General features: G+C 62.7%; 15 protein-coding genes. 7 read left to right on the top strand and 8 right to left on the bottom strand.

Going from position 1 to position 18,422, the window contains the following annotated elements:
• Window positions 1–26 precede the first annotated feature (26 nt).
• The gene (locus QIW53_RS00280) at window positions 27–1,616 is read left to right on the top strand and encodes an ABC transporter substrate-binding protein (protein WP_371047716.1); all 1,590 of its coding nucleotides are present in this window, start codon (window positions 27–29) and stop codon (window positions 1,614–1,616) included.
• A gap of 120 nt (window positions 1,617–1,736) precedes the next feature.
• On the opposite strand, the gene QIW53_RS00275 is transcribed toward QIW53_RS00280, so the two are convergent.
• From QIW53_RS00275 to QIW53_RS00255, 5 genes are all read right to left on the bottom strand, one after another.
• Window positions 1,737–2,915, bottom strand: a complete 1,179-nt coding sequence (locus QIW53_RS00275) for a JmjC domain-containing protein (RefSeq protein ID WP_371047715.1) — start codon at window positions 2,913–2,915, stop codon at window positions 1,737–1,739.
• On the bottom strand, window positions 2,908–3,969 hold the full coding sequence (locus QIW53_RS00270) for an LLM class flavin-dependent oxidoreductase (RefSeq protein ID WP_371047714.1): 1,062 nt from the start codon (window positions 3,967–3,969) through the stop codon (window positions 2,908–2,910). Before QIW53_RS00270 ends, QIW53_RS00275 begins: the two co-directional genes overlap by 8 nt.
• Window positions 3,970–3,999: 30 nt before the next feature.
• On the bottom strand, window positions 4,000–5,166 hold the full coding sequence (locus QIW53_RS00265; protein WP_371047713.1) for an LLM class flavin-dependent oxidoreductase: 1,167 nt from the start codon (window positions 5,164–5,166) through the stop codon (window positions 4,000–4,002).
• A gap of 71 nt (window positions 5,167–5,237) precedes the next feature.
• A complete protein-coding gene (locus tag QIW53_RS00260; RefSeq protein ID WP_371047712.1) occupies window positions 5,238–7,775 on the bottom strand; it encodes a TonB-dependent receptor plug domain-containing protein in 2,538 nt (845 codons plus the stop codon).
• Between the two features lie 153 nt (window positions 7,776–7,928).
• Window positions 7,929–9,170 (bottom strand): acyl-CoA dehydrogenase family protein, encoded by a 1,242-nt coding sequence (locus tag QIW53_RS00255; protein WP_371047711.1) that lies wholly within the window; start codon window positions 9,168–9,170, stop codon window positions 7,929–7,931.
• 277 nt (window positions 9,171–9,447) lie between these two features.
• On the opposite strand from QIW53_RS00255, the gene QIW53_RS00250 reads away from it, so the two are divergent.
• Genes QIW53_RS00250 through QIW53_RS00235 form a run of 4 tightly spaced genes read left to right on the top strand, consistent with a single transcriptional unit; the run spans window position 9,448 to window position 13,958 of the window.
• Window positions 9,448–10,437 carry an ABC transporter permease gene (locus QIW53_RS00250; RefSeq protein ID WP_371047710.1) on the top strand — a complete coding sequence of 330 codons (990 nt, stop codon included), beginning with the start codon at window positions 9,448–9,450 and terminating at the stop codon, window positions 10,435–10,437.
• Window positions 10,434–11,285: an ABC transporter permease gene (locus QIW53_RS00245; protein ID WP_371047709.1), complete on the top strand. Its 852-nt coding sequence runs from the start codon at window positions 10,434–10,436 to the stop codon at window positions 11,283–11,285. Before QIW53_RS00250 ends, QIW53_RS00245 begins: the two co-directional genes overlap by 4 nt.
• Window positions 11,286–11,300: 15 nt before the next feature.
• Window positions 11,301–12,305 (top strand): aldo/keto reductase, encoded by a 1,005-nt coding sequence (locus tag QIW53_RS00240; protein WP_371047708.1) that lies wholly within the window; start codon window positions 11,301–11,303, stop codon window positions 12,303–12,305.
• Window positions 12,306–12,362: 57 nt separating this feature from the next.
• The gene (locus QIW53_RS00235) at window positions 12,363–13,958 is read left to right on the top strand and encodes an ABC transporter substrate-binding protein (protein WP_371047707.1); all 1,596 of its coding nucleotides are present in this window, start codon (window positions 12,363–12,365) and stop codon (window positions 13,956–13,958) included.
• Window positions 13,959–13,987: 29 nt separating this feature from the next.
• Here the strand turns inward: QIW53_RS00235 and QIW53_RS00230 are convergent, their stop codons facing one another.
• The gene (locus tag QIW53_RS00230; RefSeq protein ID WP_371047706.1) at window positions 13,988–15,427 is read right to left on the bottom strand and encodes an HD domain-containing phosphohydrolase; all 1,440 of its coding nucleotides are present in this window, start codon (window positions 15,425–15,427) and stop codon (window positions 13,988–13,990) included.
• Window positions 15,428–15,536: 109 nt separating this feature from the next.
• Between QIW53_RS00230 and QIW53_RS00225 the strand changes: the two genes are divergently transcribed.
• Entirely contained in the window at window positions 15,537–16,295 is a 759-nt protein-coding gene (locus QIW53_RS00225; RefSeq protein ID WP_371047705.1) for an alpha/beta fold hydrolase, read from the top strand.
• Window positions 16,296–16,416: 121 nt separating this feature from the next.
• Window positions 16,417–17,454, top strand: a complete 1,038-nt coding sequence (locus tag QIW53_RS00220; protein ID WP_371047704.1) for a sensor domain-containing diguanylate cyclase — start codon at window positions 16,417–16,419, stop codon at window positions 17,452–17,454.
• Between the two features lie 27 nt (window positions 17,455–17,481).
• Here the strand turns inward: QIW53_RS00220 and QIW53_RS00215 are convergent, their stop codons facing one another.
• Window positions 17,482–18,027, bottom strand: a complete 546-nt coding sequence (locus QIW53_RS00215; RefSeq protein ID WP_371047703.1) for a hypothetical protein — start codon at window positions 18,025–18,027, stop codon at window positions 17,482–17,484.
• Window positions 18,028–18,085: 58 nt separating this feature from the next.
• Complete coding sequence (locus QIW53_RS00210) at window positions 18,086–18,292, bottom strand: hypothetical protein (protein ID WP_371047702.1); 207 nt, start codon at window positions 18,290–18,292, stop codon at window positions 18,086–18,088.
• Window positions 18,293–18,422 lie beyond the last annotated feature (130 nt).

Raw genomic sequence — 18,422 nt, 5'->3', positions numbered from 1 at the left:
AGCCCTCGCCTGAAAGGTCTTTTCCCATGGTTACGCGACGTACATTTCTCGGCTACTCCCTGGCTTCAACCGCCGCCGTCGGCCTGCTGGGTCATCGTCCTGGTTTGGCAAACACCCGCGGCGGCACCCTGATCATCGCGCAAAACCCCGAACCCACGGTGCTCACCACCGGGCTGACCACGGCCCCGGCCACACAATTGATTTCACCGAAGATTTTCGATGGCCTGCTGTACCTCAGCCCGCAGAACGGGCCACAACCGCAACTGGCGGAAAGCTGGAGCTTCAGCCCCGACGGTTTGCAGGTCACGTTCAAACTACGCCCGGGCGTGTTGTGGCATGACGGGCGGCCTTTCACCTCGGCGGACGTCGCCTTTTCAGTAATGGAGATCTGGAAAAAATACAGCTCCCGTGGGCGTTCGGCGTTCCCCAATGTCCAAAGCGTCGAGACACCCGACCCGCTCACGGCGGTGTGGAACCTGTCGCGCCCGACGCCGTACCTGCTCAGTGCGTTGAACGCCCGGGACTCACAGGTACTGCCCAAGCACCTGTACGCCGGCACCGACATCCTCAACAACCCGGCCAATACCGCGCCCATCGGCACCGGGCCGTTCCGGGTCAAGGAGTGGGTACGGGGCAACTACCTGACGCTGGAGCGCAACCCCGATTACTGGCAAAGCGGCAAGCCGTTACTCGATCAGGTGATCTACCGGTTTATCGCTGACCCGTCGTCGGTGTCGGCGGCGCTGGAAACCGGCGCGGTGCATGTGGCCTATGCCGACACCCTGTCCAACAGCGAAATCAAACGCCTGAAACACCACCCGGCGCTTACCGTGCATGATCGGCTCAACACCTACGGCGGCACCGGCATCATGGCTTTCGAGTTCAATCTGCAACGCCCGGAATTCCAGGATGTGCGGGTCCGCCAGGCGTTCGCCCATGCCATCGACAAGCAGTTCATCCTGGACAACATCCTGCTCGGCCAGGGCACCACGGCCGACTCGCCCATCCCGAAGAATTTCCCGCAGTTCTACAGCGCCGATGTGCCGCAGTATCCATTCGACCTGAAGCGCGCCGAAGCCCTGCTCGAAGAAGCCGGCTTGAAGCGCGACAAGGATGGCGTTCGTCTGCGGATCAGGAATGACCCGAGCCCTTCGGCGGCGTACCAGCAGACCGCGAACTTCCTGCGCAGCAGCTTCGCGAAAATCGGCGTGAAGCTGGACATCCGCAACCAGGACTACGCGCAATTCATCGACCGCATCTACGGTCGCTACGACTTCGACACCAACCTGTCCCCCGCTTCTACCGCGCCGGACCCGGCCATTGGCTTGCAACGGTTTTACTGGAGCAAGAACATTCATTCGGGGGTCGCCTACTCCAACGCCACCCATTATTCGAACGCCCAGGTCGATGCATTGCTGGAGCAGGCCCAGGTCGACAACGACCCGCAACGCCGCTGGGATCTTTACCACCAGGTGCAGAAAAAAGTGCTGGAGGACGTGCCAAGGATTCCGATCGTTTCCAGTGAAGATGCGTTACTGGCCAGAAGCACCGTACACAACCTCACCGACTCGACCGGCGGCTTCATTGGCAACTTGAGCAATGTGACGCTGGGTTAATGGTTGCTCACAAGACCCGCATCCACCTCGGAACCTGTGGCAGCGAGCCTGCTCGCGATAAGGGCTTCACATTCAGCATCCACGACGCCTGGCACTCCGCCCTCGCGAGCAAGCCCGCGCCTACCCGCGCGGCACCAGTTGGCGCAGGGCGCTGCCTTTCACCAACAGTTCAAGCAACTGGCGCAGATCGCCCGGGGGGATCTGTGGCGACTGCTGCCCCAGGCGGGCCAGGTCGAAGGCTGACGTGCGTCGCTGTATCCACTCGATGGCGGGCAGCAATCCGTCGGGGACTTCACTGTCGAAGGTCACCCGCGGCCGCCAGTCCTGATCGAGCGCGGTCACCTGCAAATGCACGCGTCCAGGCGCAGAAGGCGTCACGGCAAGCTGCGAGCCGGGCACCCGCAGCAGCTCGGTGCTCTCCACTGGCGGCGTCGAACTCCAGTCAAGAATCGATTGCTGCGCGTCGTTGACCAGCCGTGTTGCCAGTTCCCCGAGCAAGGTCGTCAACCCGTCGCGCTGCGCCTCCACCCCGCCATACAAGGGCAAGCGCCAGCGCGAGTCACCCAGCAACCACGGCTGCAACCACCGCAGCAGCGCATCGGCCAACACTGGCGGGCGGATGACGATGCTCAGGGACAACGACGGCTCCCGTGCCTCAGTCCGATGCCAGGTGCCGCGCGGCAGAAACAGCACTGAACCGGGTTGCATCTCGTGCGGGGTGAACAGCTCCTGCGAAGGATCGGGAAATCCCGCGCGAGCCTGTTCGTAGAGGTTTTCCACCGCAACCATGTCGGGGCCGAATTGTGCGCCATACGGCAACTCGATCTCGGTCATCGGCGCCACGTAAAAGGTCTTGCGGCCCAGCAACTGAATGGAGATCACTTCCTCGGCATCGTAATGACAGGAGACCCCGTCATCCCCCGCCGAAGCAAAGGCGCTCAACCGCGCGCTGCCCGTCGCCACACCCAGTTCACGCTCCAGTTCCCGCAGAAAACCGGGCGCACCGGGCAGCGTCTGGGCAATGTCCTGCAGAAACACTGTGAGCCCCAACTGCAACAGGCTCGCGGCATTGGCCTGGCTGTCGAATGTCTTGGGTGAGCGCAAGCCACGACCGAACGACAATGGCCCACGGTAACGATCGCCCAACGCTTCAGGGCTGCTTAACAGCGGCTGCCGGAACACGTCCGGCAACCTTGCCAGCGGCCCGTGCTGGACACGGATCGCCGACGGCCATGCCGAGCCTTCAACGCTGAGCCCTGGCGTACCGAACAACTGGCCGAGCAGGCTCAACTCAGCCACGACGCGCCACGGCAGCGCGTACCAGCGGGATCACGTCACGGCCAAAAACCAGGGTGTCGGGCACCGGATCGAAGCCGCGAATCAGGAACTTGTCGACGCCGAGCCGGTGGTACTCCAGCAACGCATCGGCCACCTGCTGCGGTGTGCCGACCAGCGCAGTGGAATTGCCATGCGCGCCGGTGACCGCCGCAAACTCCGTCCACAAACGCTCGTCGAGCACCGCCCCCTGGGCCGCCGCCTCGCGCAGACGCTGGGAACCGACGTTCTGGTGCAAGGCCGGGGCCGCCGGGTATCTGGCTTTCGCCGCCGCCAGCAGTTCCCGGCTGCGGGCCCACGCGGCGTCTTCGGTGTCCGCCACCAACGGCCGGAACGCCAGGAGGAACTTGATCTCGTTCTCCCGTCCATACCGGGCCGCCGCCTGGCGGACGTTGGCGATGGTCTCGGCGGTCTGCGCCAGCGACTCGCCCCACAACGCATAGACTTCGGCGTGCTGCCCCGCCACTTCGAACGCGGCCGCCGATGAGCCGCCAAAGAAAATCGGCACCCCGGCTTTGTGCCACGGCTTGACCGAGGACAGCGCCCCTTTGACCCGGTAGTAATCGCCCTGGTGATCAAACGGCTGGTCGCTGTGCCAGACTTTTTTCACCACGGTCAGGTACTCGGCGGTGCGTGCATAACGCTCATCCTTGGCGAGAAAGTCACCGTCGCGCTGCTGGTCCTCGTCGGTGCCGCCACTGATCACGTGCACCGCCAGCCGGCCTTCACTGAACTGGTCGAGCGTCGCCAGCTGCCGGGCGGCAACGGTCGGCGCGACGAAACCGGGCCGATGGGCGAGCATCACCCCCAGGCGCTCGGTGTTGTGCAGCACATACGCGGCAATCTGGTTGTTGTCCGGCCAGGTGGCAAAGCTGCCGATCAACAGGCGATCGAAGCCATTGGCCTCGGCGGTGTGCGCCATGTGCCTGATGTACGCCTTGTCGATGATCGGGCCACTGGCCTCGATGGTTTCCGCGCCGGTACGGCTGCTGGTGTGGCCGATGAACTCGAGACTCATGGTGGGCTCCTGATAAAGCGATGCGAGGGGTTACAGGCGCAGGCCGGCCTGCTTGAGCAGCGGCAGGATGCGCTCGCCGAAATACGCCAGGTCCACGGCAAAATCGTGGAAATTCAATTGCACACCGTCGATGCCGGCGGCCTTGAGCGCCACCAGTTGCTCGACCACCTGCTCTGGCGTGCCGACGATTTCGATGTTGCCGCCCAGGCCCAACCCGGTGTTGCGCGAGCCGTCTGCCCGGCCCCGCCAGGCATGGGCGTCGCTGGCATAAGCCTTGTGATTGCCAAAGGCGCCGGGGATCTTGTTGCCGATAATCGCTTCCAGGTATTCACGGGTTTGGGCTTCGGTATCGCGGCTGACGATGATCGGGTTGATGATGGTTCGCACCTCGCGGCCAAACGCCCGGGCGCGTGCCTTGATGTTCTGCACGTGGGCAGGAATGTCTTCCAGCGTCTCGCGAATCCCCGCACCCGAGGAGTTGGTGATGAACACCAGGTCGGAATGGCTGGCGGCGAAATCGATCCCCGCCTCCGACCCTGTGGCCGTGACCAGCACCGGACGCCCGAAGAGCGGCTTGGGTGTGATGTAGCCGTCCTTGATCCGCCAGCCATGCCGGCCTTCGTAGGTGAAGTTCTCGTTGCTGCTCCACAAGGTATTGAGCACGTCGAACAGCTCGCCGGTCAGTTCATAACGCTGGTCATGCTCGATCTGTGGGTGACCGAACATTTCATGCTCGATGGGCCGGTGTCCGGTGACGATGTTGATGCCCCAGCGCCCCTTGGCGATATGGTCCAGGGTCGCGCCGTATTTGGCGATGTGCAGCGGGTGCAAGGGGCCGTAGAGCACGTGAATGGTCGACACCAGAATGATGCGGTGGGTAATCGCCGCCATCGCGCCGAGGGCGATGAACGAATCCAGCGATGCCTCGCCGTCGTAACCGCCCTTGGGCAGCCACTGGGTGCGGCTGAAAGCCAGGTCGAAACCCAGGGCTTCGGCCTGCTGGACGATTTTGGCGTTGTAGTCGAAGGTCCAGGTGTTGGACGTCGGGTGGCTGGTCAGGCGAATGTCCTGCATGTTGAGGAACACCCCCAGCAACAAGGGTTGCTCCAGGGCCTTGCTCAAGGGGCTGTCGGCGAAGTCCAGCGGTGCCGGAAACGCCGCGCGTTCAATCGGTTCATTGACGTGGGGCTGAGCCATTTCGATATCCTTTTTAGGCGAATGAAAGGCTGGGACACCCCGGCGGCAAACGCGCCGGCGTGCCACCGCGATTACCAGAAATAGTCGAGACGTGCGTAGTAGTAGCCGCCGTCCACGCCGTAAGGCGAGTACCAGCTGTACGCCGGGTTATCGACGGGCATGAAGTAGAAAAGCTTGGCTTGCTCGCTGAGCTGTTCCGGCCGCTCGTTGAAGATGTTCAAGCCACCCACGGACACCTTGAGCTGGTCGCTGACGTTGTAGGCCACGTCCAGGTCGGTGATGAACGCCGACTTGACCTTCTCATCCCGGTTGGGGTTGAAGTAGCTCTTGCCGGTCACGGGGGAATAGCGGGTTTCCTTGACCGACACTTCGAAGTCGTTGACGAACCAGGTGTGCGACAAGGCGGTCTTGTTCTTCGGGAAGGCCGTGGTCAGGTTGCCTTGCTTGTCCCGGCCCAGCACCTGCACACCGGTCCCCGCCAGCGAGTCGGGCTCGTTGATGCTGCGGATTTCCTGCAGGCTCTGGGTGCTGGTCAACGTCCATTTGCCGCGCCCATACGGCCCGTAATCGGCCCGGTAATCCGCCACCAGATCGATCCCCCGGGTGCGCGTGTCGGCGAGGTTGCCGTAGTAGGCGACGCTCTGGTTGGTGCTCAGCCCCGCGTTCGCCAGCAACTGGGCGATGTTGGCGTCATTGACCCCGCTCAGCGCGCTGGTTTGCAGGATGCGGTCCTTGATGTCGATCTGGTAGAAGTCGACGGTCACGTCGAGGTTCTTCGCTGGCGTGGCGACGAAACCCACGCTGTAGTTGCGCGACTTCTCCGGCTTGAGCGCCTTGGAGCCCAGGGCCGTCGCCTCCGGCGAGCCGGGCTGTGCGTAGGTGGTGATGTTCTGGCTGAGCACCCCGGTGACCGGGTTGGCGCTCCAGGCCGATGTGCTGGAGGAGAAATACTGTTGCTGCAGCGACGGCGCGCGGAAACCATTGTTGATCGCACCGCGCACGGCGAAGGTCGGGGTCAGTTGATAGCGGGTCGAAATCTTGCCGCTGGTGGTGTCACCCACGTCGCTGTAGTGCTCGAAACGTCCGGCCAGGCTCAACTCCCAGTCGCTGGTCAGCTTCTGGGTGAAGTCGATGTAGCCGGCGGTGTTGCTGCGATCCCAACTGCCGGCGGCCTCAGGGCTGAAACCGCCCCACCCCGCCGAACCCGAACTCGGGCGCTTGCCGGCGTTGGGCGAACCCACCGGGTAGATATACCCACCGTCGGCGTAGGAAGCGAATTCACCCTTGCGGATCTGGTAGCCGTCGACCCGGTATTCGATGCCCGCCGCGACATGCAACGGGTCGGCGAACAGCCCGGTGTCGAACGAGCGGTTGATGTCGAGGTTGTTGGTCCACTGGCTGAAAATCGCTTCGCCGTTGTCGATGTCTGTCGGGCTGGCGGGACCGAAGGAGGCATTGAGCGAGTCGTCGTTGTGGTACTGCACGTCGTTGCGGCCATAGCTGGTCGACAGGTCCCAGTCCCAACCGAGCACGTCCTTGCCCTTGATGCCGAACACGCCTTGCAGGTCGTCCTCGACCGAGCGGAACTTGGGCAGGAAGCCGTCGGGATAGATTTCGGGAATGTTCTGCGCCGAGTTGGCGGTGCGGTAGGTGCCGAAGCCCGTGGAGTCGCGGTGGCTGAACGTCGAGAACGAGTAGAAATCCAGCGCGTCGTTGAGCGGCAGCTCGGCGTTGTAGGCGAAGTTGTAGGTCTGCGCCCGGGGCTGGCCCATGATCTGTCGGTTGCGACTTTCGCCGAACTCCCGGGGGTCGTTGCCCGAGTAGATCTTGGTCCGGTCCGGCACGGCGCCGGCGACGTTGCTGGTTTCCTGGATCTTGATGTCGCCGCTGAGGTTGAAAAACCCGTCGTTGGGCAACTCGAAACCCTGGTTGATCAGGCTTTCACCGGTCGCGCCAAAGTTGCCCTTGTGCCCCTCGCGCTGGCCGTACTGGCCGTAGAGCGCGGTGGCCTGGCCGCCGCTTTTGTTGCGTTTGAGGATGATGTTGATCACCCCGGCGATCGCATCGGAACCGTATTGGGCGGCCGCGCCGTCACGCAGCACTTCGATGTGGTCGACCGCACTGACCGGGATCAGGTCGAGGTCCACCGGTGACTGTCCGTTGGAAGTCGAGGACGATTGGTGGAAAATCTGCGCGGTGTTGTGGCGGCGCTTGCCGTTGACCAGCACCAGCACCGCGTTACCGCCCAGGCCCCGCAGGGTGGCGGACTTCACCGCGATCCCGGTGGCGCCGGTAAAGCCAGCGTCGTTGGTGTAGGAAGGCACTTGCGCTGCGAGGGCATCGCGCAGGTTCTGCTTGCCGGACCGGGCCAGGTCATCGGCGGAGATCACATCGATGGGGGCCAGGCTCTGGGCCACGGTGCGTGACTCAGTGCGCGAGCCGGTGACCACCACGGTTTCCAGGGCATTGTCGCCTTTGGCCGATTGCCCGGCACTGCGTCCGCTGCTGGAATCGTCGGCGAAGGTGGCAGCGCTGCCACACAGGGTCATCACGCCAATCGACACCATCAATCCGAGGGGCGAGCGTGGGGTATTCAAACGAACATTCATGAACTACCTGCAAAAAATCAATTTATTGCTGGCGTGGTGGACGTTCCTGGCCATCTAACAAGGATTAGGAGATGCGGTACCTGGCGGGGTCTTGCGCGTTAGTAGGGTGAAGCGGATGGAAAGATCAAACTTGCAGCGTCCATGCACAACAACTTAGAAAACCAGCCCCTCTCTCAGGTGTGTGGTGGTTTCATTCAAATAAAAGTCACCGACAACCCGTGCCTTGTGCAACAAGGGATTGTGGTTCAATACCGTGCGAATATTTCGCCAATGCCGATCAAAGTTGTACTTTCGTGAGGTCGCCGAACCGCCTCCGACTTCAAACAGGACTTCGGCAGAACGCAGGGCAAGTTTGGCGACCACCACTTGCATCTGTGCATTACTGATCGACGCTTCAATCAATTGTTGATCCACCCCCGGATCAGCACTTAACAGGGCGCGTGAACTTTCATCCAGAATACGAGCGGTGTGAGCGATCAACGCGTCCGCCGCGTAGACGTTGGCGGCAATTTCGCCGACCACCTGTTGCACGAACTGATCGTCCCGGGCGATCTCCACCGGGCTGTGCATGGCCGCGCGCGCCTGTTTGCGTACGTAACTCACCGCGTCCTTGCGGATGTTGCGCACCACGCCGGCGGCGCAGGCAGCCAGGTGCAACTGGCGCAACGTCGAGCAATGGCGGCCGACATCAGCGTCGTGGCTGCGGGTCTTCAGTTCGCTAGCCAGCACTTCGACATTGTCCAGCAACACCCCGCCACTGGCGGTCAGGCGCTGGCCCATGCCGTCCCAGTCGTCGAGCACGTTGATGCCCGGGCGGTCGGCGGGCAGCAGCACGGAAACCACCTGCCCTTCATCGTTGGTCGCGGAGAAAGACAGGAAATCGGAGTAGGCAGAGCCGGTGGCGTACCATTTCCTGCCGTTCAAACGGTAACTGTCCCCGACCCGGGTCAAGCGCGTGAGAATGGTGCCCAACGGCGCCCCCACCTCGGTGTGAGCCCCGGCAAACAGCTTGCCATCGAGAATCTTGCTGATGTAATCGCGCTTCTCGGCGCTGTCCGGGCTATGAATCACCGCTTCGCTGAAGTTGAAATGCGAACGCAGCGCATGGGCGACGTTAGGGTCGGCAGCAGCCAGGCTCGCGATCAGCTCGATGTAGTCGCTCACGCTACCGCCGGGCCCGCCCAGCTCGACGGGAATCCTCAGGGCGCCAAGCCCGGCCTCGCGGATCAGGCGGAAGGCTTCGAACGGCAACTCGCGCTCCAGATCGCGCTGCGACGCTTCCTTGGCGATCTCTCCCGCCAGGGCCGGGATACGCCCCAGCAAAGTGCGCAAGACATCGGGGGATGAAGTTCCGGGCCGGTTCGAGCTGACATCAATGGAATGATTGAACGTCACACTTGCCTCATCTAACGAACGAATAAAGTTGCTCTGCCCGCGATGGACAGACCCTATAACTTTTGGACATATACCCCAATTAGCAAAAACTCGACTTGTTGCTGGAGGCCGACAGTAATCATCCCCTGGCGACCCGTCAATCGCTGGAACTTAACCGACGTATATCGTTTTTATCTATGCTTAGATAAACGCAAAAGCATAACGATAGAACTTTTTCCATCATTGACAAAGGTTATAAGCAACCCGTTAATAGCGGCGCACTTGATGGAATCATTCAATGAAGAACTTGCTGATATTCAGCAACGCACTCTGGCGCGCGTTGTTGCACACCCTGCCGACCATGCTCGGTATTTTGTTGATCAACTTTCTATTACTGCAACTGGCACCGGGCGACGCCGCGGATGTCATGGCCGGCGAATCCGGTTCGGCCACCCAGGAAAGCCTCGCGGCCTTGCGCAGCCAGTTCGGCCTCGACCAGTCGATCGGCGTGCAGCTGTGGAACTACCTGAATAACCTCGCGCACCTCAACCTCGGCTATTCACCACGCTACGGCTCAACCGTCGAGTCGCTGATTTCGCAACGCCTGGGCACCACGTTGACCCTGATGCTGTTGGCGCTGGTGTTCTCGCTGCTGATCGGCATCGCCCTCGGCATGCTCATGGCTCACTGGCACGGGCGCTGGCCGGATCGGTTGCTGTCGGTGTGCTCGCAGTTTTTCTACTCGGTGCCGGGCTTCTGGATCGGCCTGATGCTGATCGTGGTGTTCTCGGTCAAGCTCGGCTGGCTGCCCACCGGCGGCGCCGGCACCATTGGCGCTGACCTGCACGGCTGGGCCGCCGTCGTCGACACGCTGCGCTACATGGCACTGCCGGCCAGCTCACTGGCGCTGATCTACATCGCCATATACGCCCGCCTGACCCGTGCGTCCATGCTCGAGGCCGGCGCCCAGGACTATGTGCGCACCGCCACCGCCAAGGGCTTGTCGCCCTGGCTCATCACCTTCAAGCATGTGCTGCGCAATGCGCTGCTGCCGATCACCACCATGGCCGGGCTGCACCTGGGCGGCATGCTCGGCGGCGCCGTGGTGATCGAAACCGTGTTCAGCCTGCCGGGGCTCGGGCGACTGGCCTACGACGCGGTGATGGCTCGCGACTACAACGTCCTGCTCGGCATATTGCTGGTGTCGTCGCTGCTGGTGATCGCCACCAATGTCCTGGTCGACCTGCTGCAAACCTGGCTCGACCCGCGTATCCGGAGCCGTCGATGAGCGCGCCACGCAGCGCGGCGCTGCGACGTTTCGCGGGTAACCCGACGGCCATTGGCGGGCTGCTGTTTTTACTCCTGGTCAGCGTGCTGGCGCTGATTGCGCCGCTGCTGTTCCCCGGCGATCCGCTGGCGATGGAGGCCGACGCCCTGCTGTGGCCGGGCCAGGACTGGCACTACCCGCTGGGCACCGATGCCCTGGGCCGCGATGTGCTGGCAGGGATCGTCCATGGCGGCCGCGTATCGCTGCAAGTGGGGATGCTCGCCAGCCTGTTCGGCGTGTCGCTGGGCCTGAGCATCGGCGCGCTGGCCGGCTATTTCGGCGGGCGTGTCGACTATGCCCTGCAACGCCTGATCGAGATTTTCCAGACCATGCCCAGCTTCGTCCTGCTGGTGGCGCTGGTCGCGATTGCCCAGCCCTCGGTGCCGACGCTGATCTTCGCCATCGGCATCATTTCCTGGCCCACGGTCGCACGCCTGGTGCGCGCCGAAGTGCGCTCGATCCGCGAGCGCGAATACATCCTCGCCGCCCGTAGCGTCGGCTACAGCCAACTGCGGATCATCGCCCTCGAAGTGCTGCCGAACATCCTGCCGACGCTGATTGTCACCACCTCGATCATGGTCGCTTCGGCGGTGTTGATGGAGTCGGCGCTGTCGTTCATGGGCCTCGGCGATCCGAACCAGGTGAGCTGGGGCAGCATGATCGGCAGCGGTCGTGAACAGATCCGCAGCGCCTGGTACCTGACCGCCATTCCCGGTCTGGCGATCTTCCTCACGGTACTTGCCTTCAACCTGATCGGCGACGGCCTGACCGACGCTTTCAATCCCCACCAGGCCAACGGCCGTCATTAACCCCGGAGTTCTTCCATGGAATATCGCTACCTCGGCCGCAGCGCCATCAAGGTTTCACCGCTGACATTGGGCAGCATGATGTTCGGCGGTCCCACCGATGAAGCGACGTCCCATCGCATCATCGCCAAGGCGCATGAGCAAGGCATCAACTTCATCGACACCGCCGACGTCTACCATGACGGCCAATCGGAAAGCGTGGTAGGTCGGGCCATCCATGACACACGGCAGCATTGGGTGCTGGCCACCAAGTTCGGCTATTCCCGGGCCGGGCGGCCCAATGTCGGCGGGCAATCGCGCAAGTGGATCATTCAGTCGGTGGAAGACAGCCTGCGGCGCCTGGGCACCGACTACATCGACATTCTGTACTTCCACCACGCCACTTTCGACGCCCCTTTGGGTGAAGGCGTGCGCGCCATCGCCGACCTGATCAGGCAAGGCAAATTGCGCCACTTCGGGGTCTCCAACTTCCGCGGCTGGCGGATTGCCGAGGTGGCGCAACTGGCGGACGAACTGGGCATCGACCGCCCGGTGGCCAGCCAGCCGCTGTACAACATCGTCAATCGCAGCGCCGAAGCCGAGCAGATTCCGGCGGCCCACCACTTCGGCCTCGGCGTGGTCACCTACAGCCCGCTGGCTCGTGGTGTGCTGACCGGCAAATATCGTCCGGACGTACAGCCGGACGCTGACTCCCGGGTCGGTCGCAATGATAAACGCGTGCTGGAAACCGAATGGCGTCCGGAGTCTTTGAACGTGGCCCAACGCATCCAGGAACACCTGAGCGGCCGCGACGTGACCCCGGCGGACTTTGCCCTGGCCTGGGTGCTCAACAACCGCCAGGTCACCTCGGCCATCGCCGGGCCACGCACCGAAGCACAGTGGGACCAATACCAGCGAGCCTTGCAGGTGAAGATCAGCGCCGAAGACGAAGCGTTCGTCAATCAACTGGTCAGCCCTGGTCACACCTCGACACCAGGCTACACCGACCCGGGTCATCCCGTTGAAGGTCGTACCCCGCGCTGATTTTCTTTCACCTGTCACGGGTTCGCCGCGCGAACCCGTGACCCACCGGATACCGCCATGAGCCTGACCCGACGCCAGTTGCTGGCCTACGCCAGCGCCACCACCACACTGCTGCAACTGACACCGCGCTTTTCCTTCGCCGAAGACACCCCGGTGCGTGGCGGCACGTTGAAAATGCACATCGCCATCGAACCGCCGATTCTGGTCAACCTGACCCACACCGCCGGCGCGGCGGTGTACATCACCGGCAAGATCACCGAGGGTTTGCTGACCTACGACCTCGATCTCAAGCCGCTGCCACAACTGGCCACCGCCTGGACCGTCAGCGACGATGGCCTGGAATACACCTTCAGCCTGCGCCAGGGCGTGAAGTGGCACGACGGCCAGGACTTCACCGCCGATGACGTGGTGTTCTCGCTGCAAACCCTCAAGGCCTCCAACCCACGGGGCCGGGCGACATTCGCCAACGTCGCCAGCGTCACCGCGATCAACCCGCACCTGGTGCAGCTTAAACTGAGCAAACCTGCACCATATCTGCTGACCGCCCTGGCTGCCTGCGAATCGCCCATCGTCGCCAGGCACGTGTACAAGGACGCCCGTCCGGAAACTCATCCGAACGCCACAGCGCCGATCGGCACCGGGCCGTTCGTGTTCAAGGAGTGGGTGCGCGGCAGCCATGTGATCCTTGAACGCAACCCACACTACTGGGATGCAGGAAAACCGTATCTGGATCGGGTCATCGTGCGCTTCATCGCCGATTCGGCCGCCACAGTGGCAGCGCTGGAAGCCGGGGAAATCGACATTTCCACCGGCGGTGTGCCGCTGAGCGACATCGACCGCATCAAGGGCAACCCGCGACTGAGCATCGAGGACCGCGGCGAGCCTTACATCAACGGCATTACCCGCGTCGAGTTCAACTTCGATAACCCGTACCTGCAACGGCACGCCGTGCGCAGCGCCATCGCCCATGCCATCAATCTCGAGTTCATCCGCAAGACCATCTTCCTCGGCTACGGTCAGCCGTTGTACGGACCGATCAGCCCGGACATGAAGCATTTTTATGCGCCGGACCTGCCCCGCTACGCTTTTGACGTGGCCAGGGCCAACCAGTTGCTCGACGACGCCGGACTGCCCAGGGATGCCAAGGGCGTGCGTTTCAAGCTGACCCTGGACCCGCTGCCTGGCCCGGAAACCTACCGCCGCACCGCCGACTACATCAAGCAGGCCCTGGCGAAAATCGGCATCCAGGTCACCCTGCGCTCCCAGGACTTCGCCACCTATGTCAAACGGGTCTACACCGACCGCGACTTCGACTTCTCCCTCAATGGCATGAGCAACCTGTTCGACCCGACCGTGGGTGTGCAGCGGCTGTACTGGTCGAAGAACTTCCAGCCGGGCGTGCCCTTTTCCAACGGTGCGCATTACAGCAATCCGAAAGTCGACCAGTTGCTGGAAGCGGCGGCTGTGGAAACCGACGTGGGCAAACGCTTCGACTTGTTCGCCGAATTTCAGCGAACCATCGTCGAGGACTTGCCGGACCTGGGCATTTCAACCCTGGTGAACCCGATTGTGTATGACAAGCGGGTCAATCGGTTCTTCGTGGGGGCGGAAGGCCTGGGCAGTAATGCGGCGGAAATTTTCATCAGGTCTTGAGGCCCGACGCCGCACACCCTGCGTGAAACTCAGATCAGCCCCAGCGTCAGCGCCTTGAGCGTCGCGGCGGCACGGGTGGTGCAATTCAGCTTTCGGAACACGCTCTCGACGTGGGTGCGCACCGTGCTCGGGCTGATGCCGAGCTGGCGGGCCACCTCCTTGTTGCTGCCCCCCATGCTGATGCGCTGCAGGATTTGCGTTTCACGCTCGCTCAGCGGGCTGTCGTTGGTTTTGCAGGGCGCCACTGCGCGCTCGCCGCGTGCAGCGGCAATCACCGCCTGGCAGGCCCGAAGGTCAAAACGCCCCTGCGCGGCCTCGTCGAGGATCAGGCGTTCGGCGTCCTCCTCGCTCAACGCTGGCCGCCAGGGGCGCACGGAGCGCAAGGCCTGCCAGGCGAGTGCCGCCGCCAACAGGCGATGTTCCGGTTGCAGGGCATCGCCGTCGAGGCCCTTGAAGTAGCCGCTGCCATCGAGCCGCTCGTAGGCATTGGCGGCGATCCGGCCAGGGGCCGCCAGTTCCGGGATCTGGTTGCAGGCACGCGAGGTCCAGTAAGGCACCAGCCGGACCTGTTCGAGATCGCCGTCCAGCAACGGACCGGCCATGTTCCAGATGCGATTGGGCACCGCCGCCCGGCCGACGCCATGAATCAGCGCCGCCTTGCCCAACTGCTCGACGGCAGGTTCGGCAAGCCCCCACAGCCTGGCGGCGTCCCGCACCAGCTCGGCTGAACGGCGCGAGTAACCCGCCAACCAGGGAACCTTGAGGTCGATGACGTCCCCGACCAGGGTGAGAGGGACTTGCTCTCTGAGCGCAGGTGAGTGTGAGTCAACGGTCGGCGGATCACGCAACGCGTCCAGCCAGTCGCCGGCATTGCGCGAAAGCTCGGCGGCCAGTGCCGCCGGATAGCGCCGATTGCTCTGACTCGTAATCCATTCCAGCGCGGCGTCCAGCCCATGCACCCGCGCGAGAATCTCCAGGTCACCGGCCAGCAGCACCTGGTACACCACGTCCGGTACATCGGGATGGCGCAATTCACCGGGGTTGCCTTCACCGTCGAACTGCTCGAACACATGCCGCAGTCCCAGCTCTACCGGGGCGCTCAGGCCGAGTGTCTGGGCGATGTCGCCCGCCACCTCACAATGCACCTGGGCCAAAGGCGCCGATTTGCGCATGGCGCGCACGCCTGCCGCGCCGAGTGTGTGCGTGAGCATCGCGTTACGGCCGCCGACGTCATCGCCCAGCAGGCGCATGAAGCCTTCGGCGTTGGCGGTGCAGCCCGACCAGCGCAGCAGCGACACTTGGCGCGCCGTTTCGGTGTGCTCACCACCGCCGTCACAGGTCTGGGCCAGCATCTGCGCCAGACGCGCGGCACGGCGCGACTGATCCGTGGGTTGCCCCATGCTCAGGTCGCCTACCACGGACAAACACAGGATCGCGCTTTCCAGCTCGATGCCATCACTCTCGCGCATATCGCTCTCCATGATTCACTCGGTTTTTGCCCGGCCTCGGATAAACGACCGATACCGGACCCTGCCTGAATTCCTGAAACTGATCCCATCAACCACAGGAGATTCCACCATGTTCAAACCCAAGGCTATCGCCCTCGCACTCGCCATGACCACCTCCCTGTTCGCCGCTGCCAGCCACGCCGCCCCGCAACCTTCGGTGGTCATCGTACACGGTGCATTCGCCGACGGCTCGGACTGGGCCAAGGTCGTTCCCTTGCTGCAAGCCGAAGGCATCAAGGTGACCGTGGTGCAAAACCCGCTGACCTCGCTGGCCGACGACGTGGCCGCCACTCAACGCGTCCTGAACAACCAGGAAGGTGACGTGGTGCTGGTCGGGCACTCCTGGGGCGGTACAGTAATCAGTCAGGCCGGCACTGACCAGAAAGTTCGCAGCCTGGTGTACGTCGCCGCCTTTGCACCGGACGCAGGTCAGGCCGTCAAGGACTTGGGCAAGGAATACCCGGCACCGGCCGGCACCAAGGACATCGCCGCCGATAAAAACGGTTTCCTGTACATGACGCCCAAGGGCATGGCCACCGGCTTCGCCCAGGACCTGCCGGCGGCACAGACCGCTGTCATGGCCTCGACCCAGGGACCGATTCGCGCCGCTGCGTTTGAAGACAAGACCAGCGCCGCCGCTTGGAACGGCAAACCGTCCTGGTACGTCGTGGCCCGTGAAGACCGCATGATCCAACCCGACCTGCAACGTGCATTCGCCAAGAAGATCAAGGCGCAGGTCACCGAGGTCGAATCGAGCCACGTACCGCAGCAGTCGCGCCCGGCAGATGTGGCCAAGGTCATCATCGACGCGGTGCACAAAACCCGTTGAGTGGACGCCCGCCATGGCAGGCCTGTGAGGCTTGTCATGGAAAAGGGTCGAATCCGGGCTGTAAAATGGGTCGCCGATGCGTTGATAATCGGTAGACCTTTTCAGCTATCGGCACGCTCAAATGGACCATCTGCTTTCCCTTCTTTCCGAAACCATCCCCAAGGCCCAAACGCTGGAGCAGCTCACGCGCCCATTGCTGACCCTGCTCAGCCAGGTCACCGGGATGGAGTCGACTTACCTCACCACCATCGATACCGACGTAGGCATCCAGCGTGTCGAGTTCGCACGCAACATCGGCGACATGGTGATCCCGGAAGGGCTCGTCGTGCCCTGGGCAGATACGCTGTGCAAGCGGGCCCTGGACGAGAACCGCCTGTATTCGGACGATGTCGCCGACTGCTGGGGCGACTCCGAAGCCGCCGCCGCGCTGGGCATCAAGACCTACGTCAGTGCGCCCATCAAATCCCAGGATGGCGAAGTGCTGGGGACGGTCTGCGCAGCCAGCTCGGACCGGGTTGCCCGCGCGCCTGATGTGGAACCGCTACTGAGGCTCATGTCGGGGCTGCTGGGCTATTCCCTTGAACGTGAACGGCTGGTGGAGCGGCTGCAAGTGGTCAACGCCGAGCTGACCAAACTGGCCCTGTCGGACCCGCTCACAGGCCTGGCCAACCGCCGCGCGATTCTCAACGATACGGACCGCCTGCTGGCCCTGGCGAAACGGGAGCACAAATACGTGCTCATGGGCGTGATCGACCTCGACGAGTTTAAGCTCATCAATGACACCCACGGCCACCTGGCCGGCGACGAACTGCTGCGCGGTGTCGCCGTCCGCCTGCAACAGGCCCTGCGAACCAGCGACATCATCGGACGTACCGGCGGTGACGAATTCATCGCCCTGGCCCTCGGCACCCCGTCCGAACAAACGCCGCAGGCAGAAGACATGCAACACGCCGCCGAACTGCTGCAGGAGCGCCTGAGCAAAGCGACCATCGGGCACTATGACCTGGGTGAGGTGCTCGGCGAGGTTCACTACCCCGGCGCCAGTGTCGGCGTCGTGGCGGTCATGCCCGAAGGCATGACCGCAGACGACATCATCAAGCAGGCAGACCAGGCGATGTACCGGGTGAAACAACAGCGCAAGCGCCAGGGCTTGCACTGACAGGAGGATCGTCCCGGCAGGCGCTGATTACCTGGACTTGGCGCTCTTGATATCGCTGATGATCTGCTGCGCGATCGCTTCCACCTGCTCCTTGGTCATCGCCGACATCACCCCTTCCCACGCCGAGGAAGACGTGTCGTAAGTCCGAGTGCCAAACAGACGTCCTGACTTCAGATCCGAATAATCCGCACTGGAATTGACCCACGCGTTGCCGACCATCACACCCGCACCATAACGAGCGCCCGGAGTGAGGTAACGAAAGTTGGTCACATTGATCTTGATGCCCACGCCATCCTTGTCGGCAGCACTCTTGCCCGGCGCAGCAGACAGGCTGTAACCAGCACGGGTCGCCTCGTTGCGCAAAGCGTCATTCCACTCCTGCTGCAAACGTGGCCAGTCCTCGTTCTGCTGAACCTTGGCGTTGCCCTGGAAGTTGACGACCAGGTTGTGCTTGGCCGACTCCGGAATGGCCAGCGTCTCGGTACCGCCGCTTTTTACGGAGGCGGCGCAGCCGCTCAACAGGCATACGGCCATCAGACAAGAAGCGACAAGCAGGGGTTTTACGGTTTTCATCGAACTTCCTTATTCTCAGCAATGTGCGTGTGCACTTTTCTGGTTTAACCGCACCGGCTCAATGAAGAGTTTCAGCTCGGCGGCTTTGGCCGATTCTGATGCGATCCAGCGCCCGATTCAAACTGTCCAAGGCATTGAGCAGTGATTGCGCTTCTGCTTCTCGGCCATCTGCCCATAGGCGCTCGGCCAATTTGTTGAGGGCCTGGATGGATTTCTCGATGTCGGCAGCGGTGGTTGGATTCTTTTCAGAACGGTTCTTCAACATGACGGGAGCTCACCAAGCGCATGTCTGCCGGTTATCCTAGAATATTCACTGCAGACCTAAGCTATTCAAAAACGAGACGATACCATAGCGCTATCATCGCGCCATCATCCAGTTGAGCTTGTTTCACGAT

It is taken from the genome of Pseudomonas fluorescens (genome assembly GCF_041354075.1).
Classification (GTDB): Bacteria; Pseudomonadota; Gammaproteobacteria; order Pseudomonadales; family Pseudomonadaceae; genus Aquipseudomonas; species Aquipseudomonas fluorescens_CE.
This window is presented reverse-complemented; position numbering and strand designations above follow the sequence as displayed.

Coding starts and splice junctions, on each gene's coding strand:
- QIW53_RS00280 (WP_371047716.1), top strand. CDS start 27: ATGGTTACGCGACGTACATTTCTCGGCTACTCCCTGGCTTCAACCGCC.
- QIW53_RS00270 (WP_371047714.1), bottom strand. CDS start 3,969: ATGAGTCTCGAGTTCATCGGCCACACCAGCAGCCGTACCGGCGCGGAA.
- QIW53_RS00265 (WP_371047713.1), bottom strand. CDS start 5,166: ATGGCTCAGCCCCACGTCAATGAACCGATTGAACGCGCGGCGTTTCCG.
- QIW53_RS00260 (WP_371047712.1), bottom strand. CDS start 7,775: ATGAATGTTCGTTTGAATACCCCACGCTCGCCCCTCGGATTGATGGTG.
- QIW53_RS00250 (WP_371047710.1), top strand. CDS start 9,448: ATGAAGAACTTGCTGATATTCAGCAACGCACTCTGGCGCGCGTTGTTG.
- QIW53_RS00245 (WP_371047709.1), top strand. CDS start 10,434: ATGAGCGCGCCACGCAGCGCGGCGCTGCGACGTTTCGCGGGTAACCCG.
- QIW53_RS00240 (WP_371047708.1), top strand. CDS start 11,301: ATGGAATATCGCTACCTCGGCCGCAGCGCCATCAAGGTTTCACCGCTG.
- QIW53_RS00235 (WP_371047707.1), top strand. CDS start 12,363: ATGAGCCTGACCCGACGCCAGTTGCTGGCCTACGCCAGCGCCACCACC.
- QIW53_RS00230 (WP_371047706.1), bottom strand. CDS start 15,427: ATGCGCGAGAGTGATGGCATCGAGCTGGAAAGCGCGATCCTGTGTTTG.
- QIW53_RS00225 (WP_371047705.1), top strand. CDS start 15,537: ATGTTCAAACCCAAGGCTATCGCCCTCGCACTCGCCATGACCACCTCC.
- QIW53_RS00220 (WP_371047704.1), top strand. CDS start 16,417: ATGGACCATCTGCTTTCCCTTCTTTCCGAAACCATCCCCAAGGCCCAA.
- QIW53_RS00215 (WP_371047703.1), bottom strand. CDS start 18,027: ATGAAAACCGTAAAACCCCTGCTTGTCGCTTCTTGTCTGATGGCCGTA.
- QIW53_RS00210 (WP_371047702.1), bottom strand. CDS start 18,292: ATGTTGAAGAACCGTTCTGAAAAGAATCCAACCACCGCTGCCGACATC.